This is a genomic window from Streptomyces sp. SID11385, assembly GCF_010548245.1.
Lineage (GTDB): Bacteria > Actinomycetota > Actinomycetes > Streptomycetales > Streptomycetaceae > Streptomyces.
Genome location: NZ_JAAGLR010000040.1, coordinates 1 through 17,542, shown reverse-complemented (window position 1 = coordinate 17,542; position 17,542 = coordinate 1). Strand labels below are relative to the sequence as shown.

The following is a 17,542-nucleotide window of genomic DNA, read 5'->3' as shown; positions in this document are numbered from 1 at the left end:
GGTCCGGACCCCCGCCGACCTCACCGAGGACGGCCTCCGCACCGTGCTCGCGGCGCTCGCGGCGCGCCACGACATGCTCCGCGCCCGCCTCGTGCGCACGCCCGAACCCGCGCTCACCGTCCCGGCCGCGTGCGACGTACGCGACTGGCCGCGCCGCGTGGACGTACGCGCCGAGGCGGACGACCCCGAGGCGCTGCGCGCCGCCATCGCGGCGCACGCCGAGGAGGCGCGGGCCGGGCTCGACCCCGAGGCGGGGGCGATGGTGCGCGCCGTCTGGTACGACGCCGGGCCTGCCCGGGCGGGGCGGCTCCTCCTCCTCGTCCACCACCTCGCCGTCGACGGCGTCTCCTGGCGCGCGCTCCTCCCCGACCTCGCCGCCGCCTGGGAAGCGGTCCGCGAGGGGCGGGCTCCCGCGCTCGCCCCCGTCGAGATGTCCTTCGCCCGCTGGTCGCGCCTGCTCGGCGCACGGGCGGCGGAGCCCGCGACGGCCGACGAACTGCCGTACTGGACCGACGTGCTCGCCGAGGGCGCCGGGCTCCCGCTGGCCCGCCCGCTCGACGCCGCGCGCGACACCGTTGCGACCACCCGCTACGTCTCCCTCACCCTGCCCCCGCACCTCACCGGGCCCCTGCTCGGCTCCGTGCCCGCCGCGTTCGGCGCGAGCGTCAACGACGTGCTGCTGACGGCCTTCGCCCTCGCGGTGGGCGACTGGCGCGCCCGCGTGCTCGGCGCGCCGCACGGTGGCCCGGTCCTGGTCGACCTGGAGGGCCACGGCAGGGACGAAAACCTCGCGGGCGACGCCGATCTCTCCCGCACGGTCGGCTGGTTCACCACGGTCATCCCCGTACGTCTCGACCCGGGCACCCGCCCCGGGGACGACCTCGACGCCGCCGTGGCCCGCGTCCGCGCCCACCTCAGGGCCCTCCCGGCCGCCGGCACGGGCCACGGACTGCTGCGCCACCTGAACCCGGAGACCGCCCCCGTGCTGGCGGAACTCGCCGAGCCGCAGATCGAGTTCAACTACATGGGCCGCTTCGGGCACGCCGAGGACGCCGACTGGTCCTACGCCCCCGAGGAGGACGCCGCCGACCTCGACGCGGACCCGGACATGCCGATGTCGCACGCCCTCACCCTCAACGCCCTCACCGAGGACCGCCCCGAGGGGCCGCGCCTCGCCGCGCACTGGTCCTTCGCCGCCGGACTCCTCACCGAGGACGCCGTGCGCGACCTCGGCGAGAGCTGGTTCCGCGCGCTGGAAGCGCTCGTACGCCACGCGGAGACCCGCGACTGACCCCCGTACCCCCACCGAGACCCATCAAGGAGCAAGCGCCATGAGCAACCCCTTCGAGAACCCCGACGGCCAGTACTCCGTCCTCGTCAACGACGAGAACCAGCACAGCCTGTGGCCCGACTTCGTCGAGGTCCCGGCCGGCTGGCGCGTCGTCCACGGCCCGGCGCCCCGGCAGGAGTGCGCCGACTACATCGAGACGCACTGGACGGACATGCGCCCCAAGAGCCTCGTCGACGGCGACTGAGCGCGGAGCCGGCGCGGACCGGCACGGCGAAGGGGGCGGACACCCGGTGTCCGCCCCCTTCGCCGTGCCGCGCCCGGAACGTCAGGACGCCGGGTTCTCCACCTTCGTCGACGGCTTGCCGTCCACCGCCGCCGCGAGCTGCGGCACCAGGCGGTCGAGCACGTACGGGATGCTCAGCACCGTCGAGAGCGACACCGCGTTGCCGTAGTCGCTCGTCTCCTTGACGAAGACCTCGCGCCCCTGCTTCGCCACGTCCAGGTCCCCGTAGATCTTGTCGGCGTGCAGCTTCGTCACCGAGGAGGTGGTGTCGGGGGCGATCCACAGCGCCGCGTCCTGGTCGAGCAGGTCGAGCCGTTCCTTGCTGATGTTGGCGCCGAACTCGTCGCCGATCACCTTGTCCAGGTCCTTCGGCAGCGCGAAGCCGAGGCCGGACAGGAGCCGCGAGCGCGGGTCCTGGCTGCCGTAGACGAACGTGCCCTCGTACGGGGTCGCCACGACCCCCGTCTTCCCCGCGAACTCGGGGTGCTCCTTCTTCGCCGCCGCGAACTTGTCCTCGACGCCCGCGACGAGCTTCTTCGCCTCGTCCGGCTTCCCGAGTGCCTTGCCGATCTCCTCCGTCTGCCGCTGCCACGGCACGCCGTAGTCGTTGAACTCCTTCGGCTGCGCGACGACGGGCGCGAACTTCGACAGGCTCTCGTACTGCGCCTTCGTCAGCCCGCCGTACACCGCGAGGATGAGGTCCGGCTTGAGCGCGGCGATCCGCTCGACCTGCGGGCCCGTCCCGCTGTCCTTGAGGACGGTCGGCGCCTTGGCGTCGCCGAGCTTGTCCTTGGCCCACGGCCCGATCGCGCCCTTGTAGCCCCCCAGCCACTCGGTGGTGCCGACGGGCACCTTGCCGAGGGCGAGGACGGCGTCCTGGTCGGTCAGCCCCACGGTGACGATCCGCCGCGGCTCGGACTTCACCGTCGTGCTGCCGTACTTGTGCGCGAGCGTCACGGGGAAGGCGCCCGCGGCGGCGGAGCCCTTCGACGCCTTCGTGTCGGCGGAGGCATCCGTATCCGAGTCGGAGCCGCAGGCGGCGGCCGTCGCCGTCAGCAGCACGGTGGAGGCGAGCAGGCCGGTCAGCCGGAGGGCTCGGGGGGCGCGGGACATCACATGATCCTTCTGTCGGTCGGTTCGGCAAGGGCCCCGAAGGGACTCGGGGCGGCGATCAGTGGGGGGCTTCGGACACCTCGGGAGAGGCGGGGGAGTGGGCGGGGGACGGCGGCGGTACGGCGACGGGGCGGTCTTCGGCAGCGGGGGAGGCGCCTTCGCGCGGAACGCCGGACCCGCCCGGGCCGCGGCTCCCCGACCACGCCCGCCACAGGGCCGCGTACCGGCCCTCCGCCGCGAGAAGTTCCCCGTGCGTGCCTTGCTCCACGATCCGCCCGGCGTCCATCACCACGACCCGGTCGGCCGCGGCGGCCTGCCCGAGCCGGTGCGCCACGACGAGCGCCGTACGCCCGCGCAGGGCCCGTTCGGCCGCCTCGTCCAGGACGCGCGCGCCCGAACTCCCCGCCTCCGCCGTCGCCTCGTCGAGCACGACGAGCGGTGGATCGGCGAGCAGCAGCCGGGCGAGCGCGAGTTGCTGGGCGCGGTCGGTGGTGAGCCGGTGCCCGCCCTCGCCCACGACCGTCTCCAGCCCCTCGGGCAGCCGCTCCGCCCACTCCAGCGCCCCCACGGCGGCAAGCGCCTCGCGCACTTCCGCCTCGTTCGCGCCCGGACGGGCGAGCCGCAGGTCCTCGATGAGGGACCCGGCGAAGACGTGCACCTCCTGGGTCACGAGGCCCACCAGCCGCCCCGAGGCGTCCGGCTCGGCGCCCCCGACCCGTACGCTCCCCGACTCGGCGCGATGCAGCCCCGCGACGAGCTTGGCGAGCGTCGTCTTGCCCGCGCCGCTCGTGCCCACGAGCGCGACACGCTCCCCGGGCCGCACCTCCAGGTCGATGTCGTGCAGCACCGGCCGCCCCGGCACGTACGCGTGCGAGACGCCCGAGAGCACCACCCCGGGCGGCCCCGCGACGGGCGCCGCACCGTCCGCCGCGCCCTCCTCGGCGTGTACGTCGACCACGCCGACGAGGCGCGCGAGCCCCGCCGTCGCCGACTGCGCGTCGTCGAGGAGCACGAGCGCCGTGTTGACCGGCGTGAAGAGGCTGTGGAAGTACAGCGCGGCGGCCGTCGCCGTACCGACCGACACCGCGCCGTCGCGCACCAGGAGGAAGCCGGTGAGGAGCACGGCCGCGAGGCCCAGGTACTCCGCGACGTGCAGCCGCCCGTAGAAGCGCAGCACGAGCCGTACGCCGCTCATCGTCAGGTCGACGGCGGCGCGCGACCGCGCGGTGACCCGCCGGTCGTGCTCCGCCTGGAGGCCGTACGCGCGCACCGTCCGCGCCCCGCCGATCGTGTCGAGCAACTGCTGCTGCTGGGCCCCGGTCACGATCCGCTCGCGCGCGTACAGGGGCACGGCGTGGCGCACGTACCAGCGCGCCGTCCACGCCTGCACGGGGACGGCGACGAGCGCGGCCAGGAGGAACCGCCAGTCCAGGAGCGCGAGCGCGCCCAGCGTCAGCACGATCGACAGCCCCGACCTGGCCAGCTCCGGCAGCGCCGAGCGGACCGCCTCGGCGACCCGCGACACGTCCCGCGTCACCCGCGCGCTCAGGTCCCCCGAGCCCGCCCGCTCCACGCGATCGAGCGGCAGCGAGAGGGCGCGCTCCACGAAGAGTTCGCGCAGCCGCGCGAGCGCCGTCTCGCCGAGCCGCGACACGAGCGCCATGCCCCACGCGGTCGAGGCACCCTGCACGAGCGCGATCCCGGCGAGTGCGAGCACGGGCCAGGTCAGCGCGTCCACCGGGCGGCCCTCGGTCACCACGTCCACGATCCGCCCGAGCAGCGGTTGCGTGAGCAGCCCCACCGCCGTCGCGAGGACGAGCACCACGAAGCCGGAGCCCGCCAACACCTTTTGCGGGCGCAGGAGTTCGCGCACGGCGGCGCGGGTGCGCGCGGGTGTCGCGGTGGGGAGGAGATCCCGCTGTGTTCCGTCCTCGGCCGTCATGCCCACACCGTCCCGCGATACGTCTCATGGGTCCGCGCGAGTTCCTCGTGCGTCCCCTCGGCCCCGACCCGGCCCCCGTCCAGGAACACCACGCGGTCCGTGACGGCGAGCAGCGCCGGGCTGTTGCTCACCACGACCGTCGTGCGCCCGCGCCGGAACTCCCCGAGCCCGCGCGCGATCCGCGCTTCCGTCGCCGCGTCCACGGCCGTCGTTGGGTCGTGCACGACGAGCACCCGCGGCCCGGTGTGCAACGCCCGGGCGAGCAGCACCCGTTGCCGCTGCCCGCCGGACAACGACCGGCCTCCTTCGCCGACGTCGGTCCCGCTGCCGTACGGGAGCGCCCGCGCCACCTCGTCGGCGTCGGCCGCCGCCATCGCGGCCCCGGCCTCCGCCTCGCCCCCCGCCCCCACGTTCTCGGCGAGCGAGCCCTCGAACAGCGCCGCGTCGTGCCGCGCGACGAGCACGGCCCGCCGCAGCTCGGCCGGGTCGATACGGGTCAACGGCACCCCGTCCAGCTCGACGGTCCCCGCCTCCGGGTCGGCCTCCCGGCCCAGGCAGTCGAGGAGGGCATCGGCGAGCGCCGGATCGCTCACGGCGACCCCGGTCAACTCCCCGGCGCGTACGTGGAGATCGACCCCGTCGAGCCCCCGCAACCGCACCCCGCGCAACCGCAACCCGCCCTCCCAGGACGCCGGTACGGGCTCCTCGCCCCCCGCGACGGCGGGCCCGGCGCCGAGCACCTTCGCGACCCGGGCGGCCGAGGCCCGCCCCTGCGCGAGCTCCGCGTTGACGTACGCGAAAGTCTCCAACGGCCCCACGAGGAACAGCGCGAGCCCCACCGCCGAGACCAACTGCCCCAGCGTGAGCGAGCCTTCGAGCGCGAGCCGCCCGCCGACCCACGCGATGAGCGCGAGGAAACACCCGGTGAGCGCGAGGACGAGCCCCGATTGCCAGGACTCGGCGCGCGCGGCCCGCAGCGTCGCGGCGAGCGAGGTCCGGCTCGTACGGCGGTACCGCTCCACGGCCGCCCCCTGCGCCCCGAGCCCGCGCAGCACGCGCAGCCCCGCGACGAGATCGGCCGCGACCCCGGCCGCACCCGCCGCCCGCTCCTGCTCCGCCTCGCTGCGCCGCTCAAGCGGCTTGCTCAGCACGTGCCCCACCCACAGCAGTACGGGCGTCCCGAGCAGCACGACGAGCCCGAGCGGCACGGAGGTGAGGAGCAGCGCGACGGCGCTCACGGTGATCCCGGCGAGCGCCCAGATCCCGTTCAGGAGCGCCATCGTGATCGCCCCGACGCGTTTCGCGTCCTCGGTCGCGATGTTCGCGAGCTCTCCCGAGAGCCGCTCGTCACCCCCGCGTGCGTCGAGCACCCGCCGCACGACGGCGATCCGCACCTCGTGCCCCGCCTCCTCGGCGGCCCGCTCCCCGGCGAGCGCCCCGAGCCGGAAACTCCACGACAAGCACACGTACACGACCGCGAGCACCCCGAGCCACAGCACGAGCCGCCCCCCGTCCCGCCCGGCCACGGCCTGGTCGATGACGACCCCGATGAGCACCGGAGTCATCGCCTCCCCGAACTGGTGCACACACCCCAGCACGGCGGCAACAGAGACACGCCGCCCCTGCCCCCTGACGGTGCCCCACAGGACATCCCGCCCCGACACACCCGCTGCTCCCACCGCTCACCCTCCGAAGACGGTCCAACTTAGGGAAGCCTATTCTAAGTTTCACGCGACCAGTCATACGAGCCCACAACTCCCGGTCGCCACCCGGGCGAATGGAACACCCCGCCGCGTGCGCGCACCACCCGGCACACGACCGCGCCCCTCCCCGGACACGGGAGGGGGCGCGGCAGGTGCTCGCAGCCGGTCGGCGGGCGCCCCGGGCTCAGATGTCGCGGAAGAGACCAGCGAGTGCGGTGACCTGCCCCGATGAGAGGCTGACGGTCGCTGACCTGTGCGAATGACCTTTCGGCTATTTCAGGTTCGTGCCGCTTGATGGGCGCGGAAGTCCCAGAAAAGTCCCAGGAAACTTCTACTGCTGACGGGCGTCTCGGCATGCGGGCAGTCGAGCATCCACCCGGGCGGTTGCACGGTGAGCCGGCGGAGATCGGTGTGGTCGTCTGACTCGTGAGTCGGCACGAGCCACCAGGCGAGCGGTGCACGAACGGAGGCGAGGACTGGCCCGAGCGCGGATGGTGCACATGGCGTCGATGCTTCGGTAGACGGTGCCTCAACGACCCGCCACGCGCCTGAGAGGGGGACAGGCACGAGATCCTGCCCGAGCTGACCCGTCCGGAGCAGGCCGCCGTCGAGATGGTGCGACGCCTCCTCGAAGAACAGCCGACTCTCTCCGGCGCCCGCCCGCTGCCCGACCACGGACTCGGCAGCGCTCCGTACGCGTACGAGTTGCTGCCCGAACAGACCGGCGGCAGAGGGCTGAGCATCGTCTATCGGCACGCGGAAGATCTCAACCGCCCTCATCCTCTGGCTCATCGTCGGCCGCTGATCAGCAACAAAGCCTCCCCAGGCGCGAGGAAAAACGACCGCCAGGCCCGCGCGACCTGCAAACACGCGCGGACCGGACGAGGCCATCCCACCAGTTCACCTCCGCGCGCGCGGAGGTCACCCGCAGGCGCTCACGGTCATGAACCGGGACGCCTAGGCAGTGTCAGCCGCTAATGCTGGGGCGGCCGGTTTCCAGGTGGCCGACGAAGCGTTGTGACCAGGTGGTGTCCGAAGAGGCGGTGACGGTGTGGTCGTACCAGCCGGAGCCGTAGGTGAGGGGGGAGAAGTCGTCCGTGACGGTCTTGCCGGCCGGCACGGTGTACGTCCAGGGCCCGCCGGTGCGGTAGGCGTTCGCCTTGATGGTGAAGGTCACGGCGGCCGCGGTGCCGTTGGTCAGCGTGAAGCGCAGCTTGAGTGCCCCGGACGCGGTGACGACGGAGGCGGCCACGAGAAGGTCCTTGCCGGCCTTGGTGGCGTTGCCCTTGAAGCGGCGCATGAAGCGGTTGGGGCCCACGACGGTGAGGTCGTAGACGCCGTCGCCGAAACCGGGGCCGCAGTGGTAGAAGTCGGTGGTGTCGCCGCCCGCGCCGACCGTGTACTGCCAGGGGCCGCCCGAGCGCTGCGTGCCGTTGGTGTAGGCGGCGAAGTGGCAGGTGGCCGTGCCGCCGTTGGACATCTTGATGTTGGCCTTGACAGTGCTTCCGGAGGTGGTGAAGGCGATCAGGTCGGCTGTGGGCTGGTAGGGCAACGCCCGCGCTTTGCGGGTGCCTGCCTCCTGTGCGGGCAGCCGGTTGTCGACCGGTGCCGGATTGGGCAGTCCGGTGCACTGGCCGATGTCGACGGTGGTCGTGGTGGCGGGCAGGGTGGGCAGGCCGTAGACCGGACTCGCGAAGTCGAACATGCCGGTGAGGTCGCCGCAGACCGAGCGTCGCCAGGCACTGATGTGGGGACAGGTGGCCGGTTTGCCGATCGCGGCCGTCCATTTCTCCAGGAACCGCAGGACCGAGGTGTGGTCGCTGGTCTCGGAGTGGACGTATCCGCCGCGGCTCCAGGGGGAGATCGCGATCATCGGCACGCGGAAGCCGAGGCCGATGTTGGTGCCGTCGAGGAACTCGCCGTCCGTGCCGGCCGGGGCGGTGGGCGGCGGTACGTGGTCGAAGTACCCGTCGTTCTCGTCGTAGTTGAGGAAGAGGATCGTGGAGTTGAAGACGTCCGGGTCGGCGTTGAGGGCGTTGATGACCATGTGGACGAAGTGGGCGCCGTTGGCCGGTGTGCCCAGGGGGTGTTCGGAGTAGTTCTGGTCGGGGACGATCCATGACACCTGCGGCAGCGTGCCGGCCCGTACGTCGGCGGCGAGGGCGTCGCAGATGTCGGCGGCGACATCGCCGGGTTCGGTGGTGCCCCGGGGAACCGTGGACATGCCCTTCGTCCGCAGCGGACTGCTCGCCGACGCCGAGGTGAACTGTGCGAAGTAGGCGAGCCCGTTGTCGCCGTAGTTGTCGCGGGACTGGTAGAGCTTCCAGCTCACCCCGGCCTTCTCCAGGGCTTCGGCGTAGGTCTGCCAGGTCAGCCCGGATTCACTGCCGCCGTCCTTGGACGAGTCGCTGATTCTGCCGCTCCACAGGTAGGTGCGGTTCGGGCCGGTCGCGGTCAGTCCGGAGGCGTGGTAGGCGTCGCAGATGGTCCAGGTGTCGGCGAGGGCGTAGTGGAAGGGGATGTCGTCGCGGGTGAGAAAGCCCAGGGAGCGCAGGCCCTTGGCGGCGACCCAGGCGTCCATCCTGCCGCCGTTCCACGCCTCGTGCTGGCTCGTCCAGTCGTGGGCGAGGTCCCCGCTGCACTGGGCGAGGCGTTCGGGGTCGGAGCCGCCGGACGCCTTCGTCGCGCTGAGCTGCCAGGGGTAGTGGCGGCCGGTTCCGTTCGGCTGCTCGAAGACGCTGTGGCCGCCCGCGATCTCGATGGTGCTGCGGTCGGAGAAGCCCCGGACGCCCTTCAGCATCCCGAAGTAGTGGTCGAAGCTGCGGTTCTCCTGCATGAGGATCACGATGTGCTTCGCGTCCTTGAGCGTGCCGGTCGCTGCCACCGCGTCGGGCGTGGCCGTCCTGGTCTCGGCGGCGGAGGCACGATCCGCCTGGCTCCCGCTCACCCCGGCTGCTGCTGCCGCCGCTGCCGCGGAAAGGGCGATGAAATCGCGTCGTTTTGGCTTGTACACGACACTCCTTGACTCGAGGGGGGTTGACTGCTGGTGGGAGCTACAGGCCCGGACCCTGATAGGCGCCCCGGTTGGGCTTGGTGCTCCTCGGGACCGCGTTCGCCCAGTAGTCGCGGCCACCGTTGTCGGTGATGACAGCGCCGTTGCCGAGGGCGGGCGAGGTGGACTTCAGCTTGTAGCCGTCCACCTCGTGGATCGAGCTGCCGCCGGTGCCCGGGGCGACGAACCGCGGGTCGCCGGTGATGCCGTTGGCCGTGGGCCTGGTGACGCCCTGGAAGACGTTCCAGTACCACTGGATCCCGGAAGCGGTGGGGAGCCGGGAGTCGGACGTGCCGACGAAGATGTTGTTCTCGACCACACTCTCGTCGGGAAGCGTGACGTCGGACTTCTTGTCCGTGCAGTAGAAGACGTTGTTGTACATGTGCAGCGCCGACCGGCCGGCGCTGTTGCTGCTCATCCGGCAGTCGTTCTCGGAGATGTTGTAGCGGATGATCTGCTTGGCGCCGCCGATGGTGCCGCAGCCGTCGCAGTCGAGGAAGAAGCCGCCGATGTTGTCACGGCTGTAGTTGTACTGGAGGGTGCAGTAGCCGGTGTTGCCCCAGTCGCAGTCGAACGCCTGACTGTCGGCGGCGGACATCTTGGTGATGTCGTGCACGGCGTTCTTCTGGATGGTCGGATTGTGGTCGCCGAGTACCCAGATCCCGGCGAAGTTGCCGCCGGAGAAGGGGTATGCGCCGTTGCCCACGCCGGAGGCGGTGTTGTACTGGATCATCGGGGCGTTGGCGTAGCTGACGATGACGCCGTCGCCGCCGACGTCCTCGACGGTGTTGTGCTCGACGAGGACGCCGTCGCCCTTGTCGGCCATGGAGCCGGTACGGATCTTCAGGCCGCCACCACCGGTGTTGCTGACGGTGTTGTGGTGCACGTGTACGTCGTTGAGGGTGGAGTCCGCGCCGGTGGCGCCGGTGACGACGGCTCCGGACTGCACGTAGTCCTCGGTGAGGGAGCCGGTCTTGCTGGTCTGGCCGGCGACGCGATCGATGACGAGGTTCCCGATGTCGAATCCGGAGTGGGCCTTGCCGTCGGTGGCGGAGATCCGCAGGCCGGTGCGCCGGGCGAGAGAGGCGGCCGGGTTGGTGATCTTGATGTGGCTGATCGTCCAGTGGTCCTGGTTGGTCAGCGCTACGGCGTCCGCGGTGGCGTTGCCGTTCAGGACGGGCAGAGCACCCGTGCCGTAGCGGGTGAGCGTGATGGGCCGGCTCGCGGTTCCGCTGCCCTTCGGGGCGAGCGCGCCCGTACAGGTGGTACCGGACGCGAAGGCGAGCGTGTCGCCTGGCTCGTACGTCTTACTGTTGGCCTGGGCGACGCTGTTGAAGGGGCTGGACCGGGTGCCGGTGCCCGCGCTGGTACGCGAGCAGTCGACGTAGGTGGTGGAGTCGGCCGCGAGAGCCGGCCGGCCGGGCAGGACGGCGGTGCCGATGAGTGCGAGGGAAACGGCGAGGAGCAGTCGACTAACTGCGCGCTTTCCGGTGACGGCGACTCTGGTTCCCATGCGCGTACCTCCAGGAGCGGGTGGCCTGAAAATTAGAGGTCACATTTGATCAGGTCAATAGATTCGCTCAATAAAACCGAATATTGATTGAATGATCGGAGTGAGGGGGGAGAGCGGGTTCTCTAGCCCTTCGGACCGAGGGACACCATTCCGGGAGCGATGTACGCGCATCGGGCCGTTCCGTCCGGCCAGCGGATGCTCAGTCGCCAGGTCTCACCCGGCTCGACGGTGAAGCCAAGCGCGTCGAGGGGGTGAAGCCCGTCGGTGCCGGTGAGCCGGGCGGCGCAGGCGAGCAGCGCGGTGTCACCGGGCAGGGTTCCGGTCAGGAAGGGCAGGAGCGCCCTGGAGCCGTAAGCGGTGCCTCCGGGCACGGCCGTGGTGCCGGCGGCGGAGAAGCCGTGCAGAGCGCGGAGTTCGCTGCTCAGCCGTCCGTCGGCGCGGGCGAACGCGGCGGGGCCCGCCTCCGTCTCCCTGCCCGCGACCGCCCAGCCGCCGTGCCGCACCGGGGTGCCGGAGGCGGCCCCGGTGACCAGGTGGACGCGAACATCGTCCGGGCCGTGGGCCAGGGTGAGCGAGGTGACCGTGACGCCCGGGAGTTCCCGGCCCCCGGCGCGAGGGCGCCAGGTGGAGGCGGCCCAGCCGTCTCCCGCTCCGAGGAAACCGATCCGGCCGCGTTCGGTGGGTTGTCCGTCGACGAGGAGGGCGAGGTGGTTGTCGGCGATTCCCTCGTGGGTGGGGCCGGTGGCGGTGGAGTGGGCCAGGCGGGCGTAGTGCGGGTTGTCAGGCAGGACCGTGTCGGCGGGCTGGTCGTCGCTGCCGTGGTTGTGGAGGCGGACGAGGCCGTCGTCGGCGGTGGACTGCAGCAGCCATCCCGGCTGGGGCAGAGCGAGCACGGTGTCGCGGGTCTCGGCCGGGGCCGGGCGTTCCGTCTCGCTCCAGACCGGATGGTCCGGGGGCAGGAGCAGCCCGAGGAAGGCGCTGCCCGCCCAGTAGGGGGAGGCCGGGCCGGAGTACGGCTGCACCAGGCGTGGTTCGGGTCCGTGCCAGCCGAGAGTGAGGAGGCCGTGCGCGTCGAGGGCACCGCGGTCGAGGAAGTAGCGCAGCGCCCCGGAGGCGAGGCGGCGGGTCGTGCCGGGGGGAAGCGGGGTGTGTCCGGTGAGCGCTCCGGCCCACAGCGCCGCGGTGGCGGCGAAGCGGTAGGTCAGCGAGCGGCCCTGGTGGACGGGGGCTCCGTCGCCGCCGAAGGTGTGCGCGTACCCGGCGAGGTGAGTGGCGAGCCGGCTTCCGTACTCGGCCAGCAGATCCCCGTCGCCGGAGAGGTGGGCGTGGAGCACCGGGTAGAGGTGGAGAGCCCAGCCGTTGTAGTGGTCGAAGGCCCGGGGCCGCCCGTCCGTGTACCAGCCGCCGCCGAGGTAGAAGCGATCGATCCTCTCCAGACCGCGGCGGACCGCCGCCCGCGCGGCCTTCTCCTCGATGCCGGCCTCGGCGAGGAAGCCGCCGACGGCGAGGGGGAAGAGGTGCCAGTTGTTGTCGTTGGGGTCCCGGTGCAGGGCGTCCGCGAGCCAGCCGCCCACCCGCTCCTTGACGGGCTTGTCGAGGTGGTCCCACAGCCAGGGCCGCGTCAGGCGTAGCGCGAAGGCGATGGAGGCGGCCTCCACCATGGCCTGGCCGCGGTCGGTGATCGGCGGCCAGGATTCGCGGTCACCGTTCGCGAGATCCCGCTCGGACGTCGGCGTGCGGGTGCCGGCGTCGAGCCCGGCGGCGTATCTCTCCAGCAGGCCGTGCGGGTCGGCGCCATGGGCGCCGGCGATGCGCAGAGCGGCGGGAAGGAAGGTCCGGGCGAAGCCTTCGAGCCCGTCGGAGCGGCGACCGGACCAGCTGGGACGGTCACCGGGAAGGTCGATGAGCGCGTGACCCGGGCTCGCGTACGGGCGGACGGCGGCGAGGAGCTCGTCGGCTGTCACCTCCCAATGCTCCCTGGTCCAGCCTGTGTGAGGGCTGAGCTGTCGGTCTTCGGGAGGCAGTGGCATGCGGTGTGTCCTTCGTCGAGCGGCTCCGGCCGCAGAGCTGACGCGCGTCGGGGGAGGGACCCGGCCCTGGATTCCTCCCCGACGCGTGCCGGAGGGGCGGTCAGGCCGACCGTTCCCATTCATCGGCGGAAACGAGGTGGGCGAAAGGCCGACCGGTCACGTAGCGCTCCAGCTCGTCGGCGGCCGACGCGGCCATGCGATGGAGCTCCACGCCCAGCGAACCGGCGACATGGGGGGTCAGGACCACGTTGGGCAGACCGTAGAGCGGGGAGTCCGGCGGCAGCACCTCGGGGACGGTGACGTCGAGGACCGCGTCGAGTCGCCCCGACACGAGTTCCTCGGTGAGCGCCCGCTGGTCGATCAACGAGCCTCGGGATGTGTTGATCAATGTTGCCCCGGTGCGCATCGACGCCAGCCGCTCGCGGCTCACGAGGTGGCGGGTCGCGGGCAGTTCGGGGGCGTGCACGCTCACCACGTCGCTGGCGCGGCAGAGTTCGTCGAGGCCGACGGGCCTCGCGCCCAGCCGTTCCGCCTCGCCCGGCGGCAGGTACGGGTCGTACAGCAGCAGGTCCAGGTCGTACGGGCGCAGGAGTTCCAGGACCCGGCGGCCGATCCGGGACGCCCCCACGACGCCCACGGTGCGGCGGTAGTTGCCGGCGGCGGCGTAGGCCGACTGCCAGTCGTGGGCGGCCCGGCGGCGGCGGTAGTCGTCCCGGATGCGCAGCAGATCCTTGCCCGCCAGGAGGACGAAGGCGACGGTGTACTCCGCGACGGGCACGGCGTTGGCCGAGGCCGCCGAGGTGACGGCGATGCCCCGGTGCCAGCAGGCGTCGGTGATGTGGTGCTTGACGGACCCGGCGGCGTGGATGACCACCCGCAGGCGGGGCGCCAGGGCGAGGACCTCCTCGGTCAGGGGAGGGCACCCCCAGCAACTGATGAGGACCTCGGCCTCGTGCAACGCCGCGGAGGCCGCCGGTGCGGCGAAGTCGTCGACCACCAGGGACGGGTCCAGGTCCGAGAGTTCGGTCAGCCGGCGCATCGTCGGGGCGTCGATCAGCTTCGACGCCAGACCGGCGTGCATGGCGAGCAGGGCCCGCGGCCGGCGGCCGGGCGCCGGAGCCGCGGAGGCGTCGGTGACGGGGGCGGGGTGGTGCACGGGCATTCTCCCGGGTGAGGTGTGGCTGGACGGACGGTCGCGGACGGGGGCGCTACTTGACGGCTCCGGCCGTCATCCCCGCCTTCCAGAACCGCTGCAGTCCGATGAAGGCGACGACCAGCGGGACGACAGCGAGCAGCGAGCCGGTCACCACGAGGGGGTAGTACTCGGGGAACGCATGGGTCTGGGTGTTCCAGGAGTAGAGCCCGAGGCTCACCGGGAAGAGCTTCGTGTCCGAGAGCATCACCAGCGGCAGGAAGAAGTTGTTCCAGATCGCGGTGAACTGGAACAGGAAGATGGTCACGAAGCCGGGCATGACCATCCGCAGCCCGATCGACCAGAAGGTGCGCAGTTCCCCGGCGCCGTCCATCCGGGACGCCTCCAGCACTTCCCCCGGCACGTACCCGCCGCAGAAGACCCGGGCGAGATACACGCCGAACGGATTGACCAACGACGGCAGGAAGACGGCCCAGAAGGTGTTGACGACCCCCACCTTCGAGGCGAGCAGGTACATCGGCAGCGCCAGCGCCGTCGTCGGCACGAGCACACCCAGCAGGACCAGGCCGAACAGCTTCTCCTTGGCGGGGAAGCGGTACACGTGGAAGGTGTAGCCGGCGGCCACGCAGACGAAGGCGCAGAGCGCGGCGCCCACCCCCGCGTACAGCAGCGAGTTCAGGTACCAGCGGAAGTAGACCCCGTCCCCGGTGGACGCCAGGTCCGCGAGGTTCTGACCCAGGTGCCAGCGGTCGGGCGTCAGGGTACGGCCGCCGATCAGGTCGCCGGTGTTCTTCGCCGCCGCTGTCAGCAACCACAGCAGCGGGAGGAGCATGTAGAGCGCGGCCAGTACGAGGACGCCGTTCACGGCGGCCTTCGACATCGACCAGTGGCGCCGCCCGGTGTCCAGCGCCGGGGGAGTGGTGCGACCTCGGCGCTGCCGGGGCCGCACGGGAGCGACGGTGCTCACGCCTCGGCTCCCTTCTGCTCGGTGGAACGGCCGCCGGAGAAGCGGGTGACCAGGTACGAGAGGGCGGCGGCGGCCAGCGCGAGCAGGACGGAGGCGGCGGCGGCCAGGCCGTAGTCGTCGCGCTCGAAGGCCGCGGTGTAGGCGTACATGTTGGGCGTCCAGGTGGTGACGACGTCGGGGGTGGCGCCGTGCAGGATCATCGGTTCGGTAAACAGTTGCAGCGAGCCGATCACGGTGAAGAGGCCGACCATGGCCAACGACGGCCGGATCAGCGGCAGCTTGACGCTCAGGGCGGTACGCAGCGGGCCGGCGCCGTCGACGACGGACGCCTCCAGCACCTCACGGGGGATGGCCTGGAGCGCGGCGAAGAAGATGATCAGGTTGTAGCCCGTCCACTCCCACAGCGCGATGTTGACCACGGCCGGTACCGGGGTGCCCAGGATGTCGGCCTGGAAGCCGGCCGAGTCCAGGGCGCCGACGACGGGGCTGACCCCGGGCGTGTAGAGGTACATCCAGATCAGGGCCGCGATGATGCCGGGCACCGCGTGCGGCAGGAACAGCGCCAGCTGGAAGAAGCGCTTGGCGCGCGCGAGGGTCGAGTCGAGCAGCAGGGCGAGCAGCAGCGACAGGACGACCATCAGGGGGATGTAGAGGAGGCAGTACAGGCCGAGGTTGACGAAGCCGTCGCGGAACGCGGGGTCGCCCAGGGCGTCGGCGTAGTTGCCGAACCCGCTGAAGACGCGGTGCACGCCGCCGAAGCCGAGCCCGGATCGCTTCTCGTCGTAGAGGCTGAGATAGACCGCGTACCCGATGGGGATCAGCGTGCAGGCGGTGAACAGGATGAAGAAGGGGAGCAGCAGGAGGGCCGGGGCCCCAGCCCGCGCCCGCCGCCGGGGCGCGGGGCGGGCGGCCGGGGAGGCGGCCTTGAGCGGCGCGGAGGTGGCCATCAGCCGGTCACCTTGATCCCGCGGCTCTTCAGCTCCTTCGTCGTGGCCGTTTCGGCGTCGCGGACCGCCGTCGCGATGTCGCCGCCGTTGTCGTGGACCTTCGAGAAGGCGTCCTTGAGCGAGTTGTTGGTGGTGCCCATGACCGGGCCCCAGGTCCAGCCGGTCCTGATGGTCTTCGCGGCGTCCGCGTACAGGCTGTAGAGGTCCTGCTCGCCGAAGAGGGTGCTCTTGAAGGCGCTCTTGACGACCGGCACGAGGCCGGGGGAGGCGGGGTAGGACGAGGACGTGCCCGTGGCGATGCGTGCCTTGAAACCGTCCGCGGTGGTGGTCGCCCACGCGGCGAACTTCACCGCCGCCTCGGCCTTCTTGCTGTCCTTGGACACCGCGAACGTCGTTCCGCCGAGCATGCCGCTTGCGGGCGTCCCGTCGAACGTCGGCATCGGCGCGGCCGCCCACTTGCCGCCCTGCTCGGGGATCGTGCCGCCCAGCACGCCGGCGCCCCAGCTCGCGCCCAGGTAGCCGACGGTCTTTCCCTTCTGCAGGGAGGCCGTCCACTGCTGGGAGAAGGAGGGAGCGTACTCCACCAGGTCGGCGTCGATCAGCTTCTGCCAGTAGGCGGCCGCCTTGTGGGTGGCCCCGTCCCGGAAGGAGACCTTCCAGGAGTCGTCCCCGGGTTTGAACCACTGCCCGCCCGCCTGCCAGACCATTGCCTCGAAGGTGCTCGGGTCGTCGGGGAAGAAGGTGGCGATGCGCGCCTTGGGGTCGGCCTTCTTGATCTTCTCCGCGTCGGCCCGGAACTCGTCCCAGGTCTTCGGCGGGGTGGTGATCTTCGCCTTCTCGAAGACGTCCTTGCGGTAGTAGAAGGTCTGCGGTGCGACGTCCAGCGGCAGGGCCCAGGTGGAGCCGCCCAGTGTCGTCATCCGCATGGCCTGGGGCAGGTACTTGCCCTTCAGGTCGTCGGACACCTGCTCGCTGATGTCCTGTACGGCGCCGCGGCTGACGAAGTCGGGCAGCTGGGGGTACTCGACGTTGAAGACGTCGGGGGCGTTGCCCGCCTTCACGGCGTTGGAGATCTTGGCGTAGCCCCCCGCGTTGCCGGACGGTATCTCCTGGAAGTCCACGCGGATGTCCTTCTGGGAGGCGTTGAAGGCGTCCACGGTCTCCTTCGTCCCCTTGGCCCAGCCCCAGAAGGTGAGGGTGGTGGGTCCCTTCCCGGCCGAGGCGTCGGTGTCGTCGCCCGAGCCGCACGCGGAGAGGCCGAGGAGGCACAGTGCGGTCGCGGCGGCGACGAGGCCCGAACCGTACGTTCTGAGGCGGGGAAGCGAAGAGGAAGGCATGGCGCGGCTCCTTGAAGAGGTCACGAGCACCGGCGTCCGACCGGGCGCTGCGAGGTCACGCTGAAGTGAGCGTCATCCTGTGGCGCGCTGCGATCGAAGTCAATACCTTTCGATCAAATGATCCGAACGATCAAAATTGACGGCTCGCTTGACCGACCGCCGACCGCCGACCGCCGACCGCCGACCGCCGACCGCCGACCGCCGACCGCCG

The 17,542-nt window shown here is 71.7% G+C and carries 12 protein-coding genes; 2 read left to right on the top strand and 10 right to left on the bottom strand.

The features are described from left to right. Nucleotides 1-1,291 (top strand): condensation domain-containing protein (locus G3I42_RS01650; RefSeq protein WP_239096198.1); only part of this gene is annotated, 1,291 nt, incomplete at its 5' end. Nucleotides 1,292-1,331: 40 nt separating this feature from the next. Next, nucleotides 1,332-1,535 (top strand): MbtH family protein, encoded by a 204-nt coding sequence (locus tag G3I42_RS01645; RefSeq protein ID WP_164282069.1) that lies wholly within the window; start codon nucleotides 1,332-1,334, stop codon nucleotides 1,533-1,535. Between the two features lie 81 nt (nucleotides 1,536-1,616). Here the strand turns inward: G3I42_RS01645 and G3I42_RS01640 are convergent, their stop codons facing one another. The 10 genes from G3I42_RS01640 to G3I42_RS01595 form a co-directional block, all read right to left on the bottom strand. After that, nucleotides 1,617-2,687: an iron-siderophore ABC transporter substrate-binding protein gene (locus G3I42_RS01640; RefSeq protein ID WP_164282068.1), complete on the bottom strand. Its 1,071-nt coding sequence runs from the start codon at nucleotides 2,685-2,687 to the stop codon at nucleotides 1,617-1,619. Between the two features lie 58 nt (nucleotides 2,688-2,745). Further along, a complete protein-coding gene (locus tag G3I42_RS01635; RefSeq protein WP_203606226.1) occupies nucleotides 2,746-4,629 on the bottom strand; it encodes an ABC transporter ATP-binding protein in 1,884 nt (627 codons plus the stop codon). Continuing rightward, complete coding sequence (locus tag G3I42_RS01630) at nucleotides 4,626-6,308, bottom strand: ABC transporter ATP-binding protein (protein WP_343244417.1); 1,683 nt, start codon at nucleotides 6,306-6,308, stop codon at nucleotides 4,626-4,628. The genes G3I42_RS01635 and G3I42_RS01630 overlap by 4 nt, the downstream gene beginning before the upstream one ends. 991 nt (nucleotides 6,309-7,299) lie before the next feature. Continuing rightward, a complete protein-coding gene (locus tag G3I42_RS01625) occupies nucleotides 7,300-9,345 on the bottom strand; it encodes a phospholipase C, phosphocholine-specific (RefSeq protein WP_164282065.1) in 2,046 nt (681 codons plus the stop codon). Between the two features lie 40 nt (nucleotides 9,346-9,385). Further along, the gene (locus G3I42_RS01620) at nucleotides 9,386-10,897 is read right to left on the bottom strand and encodes a right-handed parallel beta-helix repeat-containing protein (RefSeq protein ID WP_239096197.1); all 1,512 of its coding nucleotides are present in this window, start codon (nucleotides 10,895-10,897) and stop codon (nucleotides 9,386-9,388) included. A 122-nt stretch (nucleotides 10,898-11,019) separates the two neighbouring features. Beyond that, a complete protein-coding gene (locus G3I42_RS01615; RefSeq protein ID WP_164282064.1) occupies nucleotides 11,020-12,927 on the bottom strand; it encodes a DUF2264 domain-containing protein in 1,908 nt (635 codons plus the stop codon). Nucleotides 12,928-13,027: 100 nt separating this feature from the next. Then, a complete protein-coding gene (locus G3I42_RS01610) occupies nucleotides 13,028-14,008 on the bottom strand; it encodes a hydroxyacid dehydrogenase (protein ID WP_164282071.1) in 981 nt (326 codons plus the stop codon). 127 nt (nucleotides 14,009-14,135) lie between these two features. Beyond that, nucleotides 14,136-14,960 carry a carbohydrate ABC transporter permease gene (locus G3I42_RS01605; protein WP_164282070.1) on the bottom strand — a complete coding sequence of 275 codons (825 nt, stop codon included), beginning with the start codon at nucleotides 14,958-14,960 and terminating at the stop codon, nucleotides 14,136-14,138. An 83-nt stretch (nucleotides 14,961-15,043) separates the two neighbouring features. Next, nucleotides 15,044-15,994 (bottom strand): sugar ABC transporter permease, encoded by a 951-nt coding sequence (locus G3I42_RS01600; protein WP_164282063.1) that lies wholly within the window; start codon nucleotides 15,992-15,994, stop codon nucleotides 15,044-15,046. Beyond that, complete coding sequence (locus G3I42_RS01595; protein ID WP_164282062.1) at nucleotides 15,994-17,331, bottom strand: extracellular solute-binding protein; 1,338 nt, start codon at nucleotides 17,329-17,331, stop codon at nucleotides 15,994-15,996. The genes G3I42_RS01600 and G3I42_RS01595 overlap by 1 nt, the downstream gene beginning before the upstream one ends. Nucleotides 17,332-17,542: the final 211 nt, after the last annotated feature.

Coding starts and splice junctions, on each gene's coding strand:
- G3I42_RS01610 (WP_164282071.1), bottom strand. CDS start 14,008: ATGCACGCCGGTCTGGCGTCGAAGCTGATCGACGCCCCGACGATGCGC.
- G3I42_RS01600 (WP_164282063.1), bottom strand. CDS start 15,994: ATGGCCACCTCCGCGCCGCTCAAGGCCGCCTCCCCGGCCGCCCGCCCC.
- G3I42_RS01615 (WP_164282064.1), bottom strand. CDS start 12,927: ATGCCACTGCCTCCCGAAGACCGACAGCTCAGCCCTCACACAGGCTGG.
- G3I42_RS01605 (WP_164282070.1), bottom strand. CDS start 14,960: ATGTCGAAGGCCGCCGTGAACGGCGTCCTCGTACTGGCCGCGCTCTAC.
- G3I42_RS01635 (WP_203606226.1), bottom strand. CDS start 4,629: ATGACGGCCGAGGACGGAACACAGCGGGATCTCCTCCCCACCGCGACA.
- G3I42_RS01645 (WP_164282069.1), top strand. CDS start 1,332: ATGAGCAACCCCTTCGAGAACCCCGACGGCCAGTACTCCGTCCTCGTC.
- G3I42_RS01640 (WP_164282068.1), bottom strand. CDS start 2,687: ATGTCCCGCGCCCCCCGAGCCCTCCGGCTGACCGGCCTGCTCGCCTCC.
- G3I42_RS01620 (WP_239096197.1), bottom strand. CDS start 10,897: ATGGGAACCAGAGTCGCCGTCACCGGAAAGCGCGCAGTTAGTCGACTG.
- G3I42_RS01595 (WP_164282062.1), bottom strand. CDS start 17,331: ATGCCTTCCTCTTCGCTTCCCCGCCTCAGAACGTACGGTTCGGGCCTC.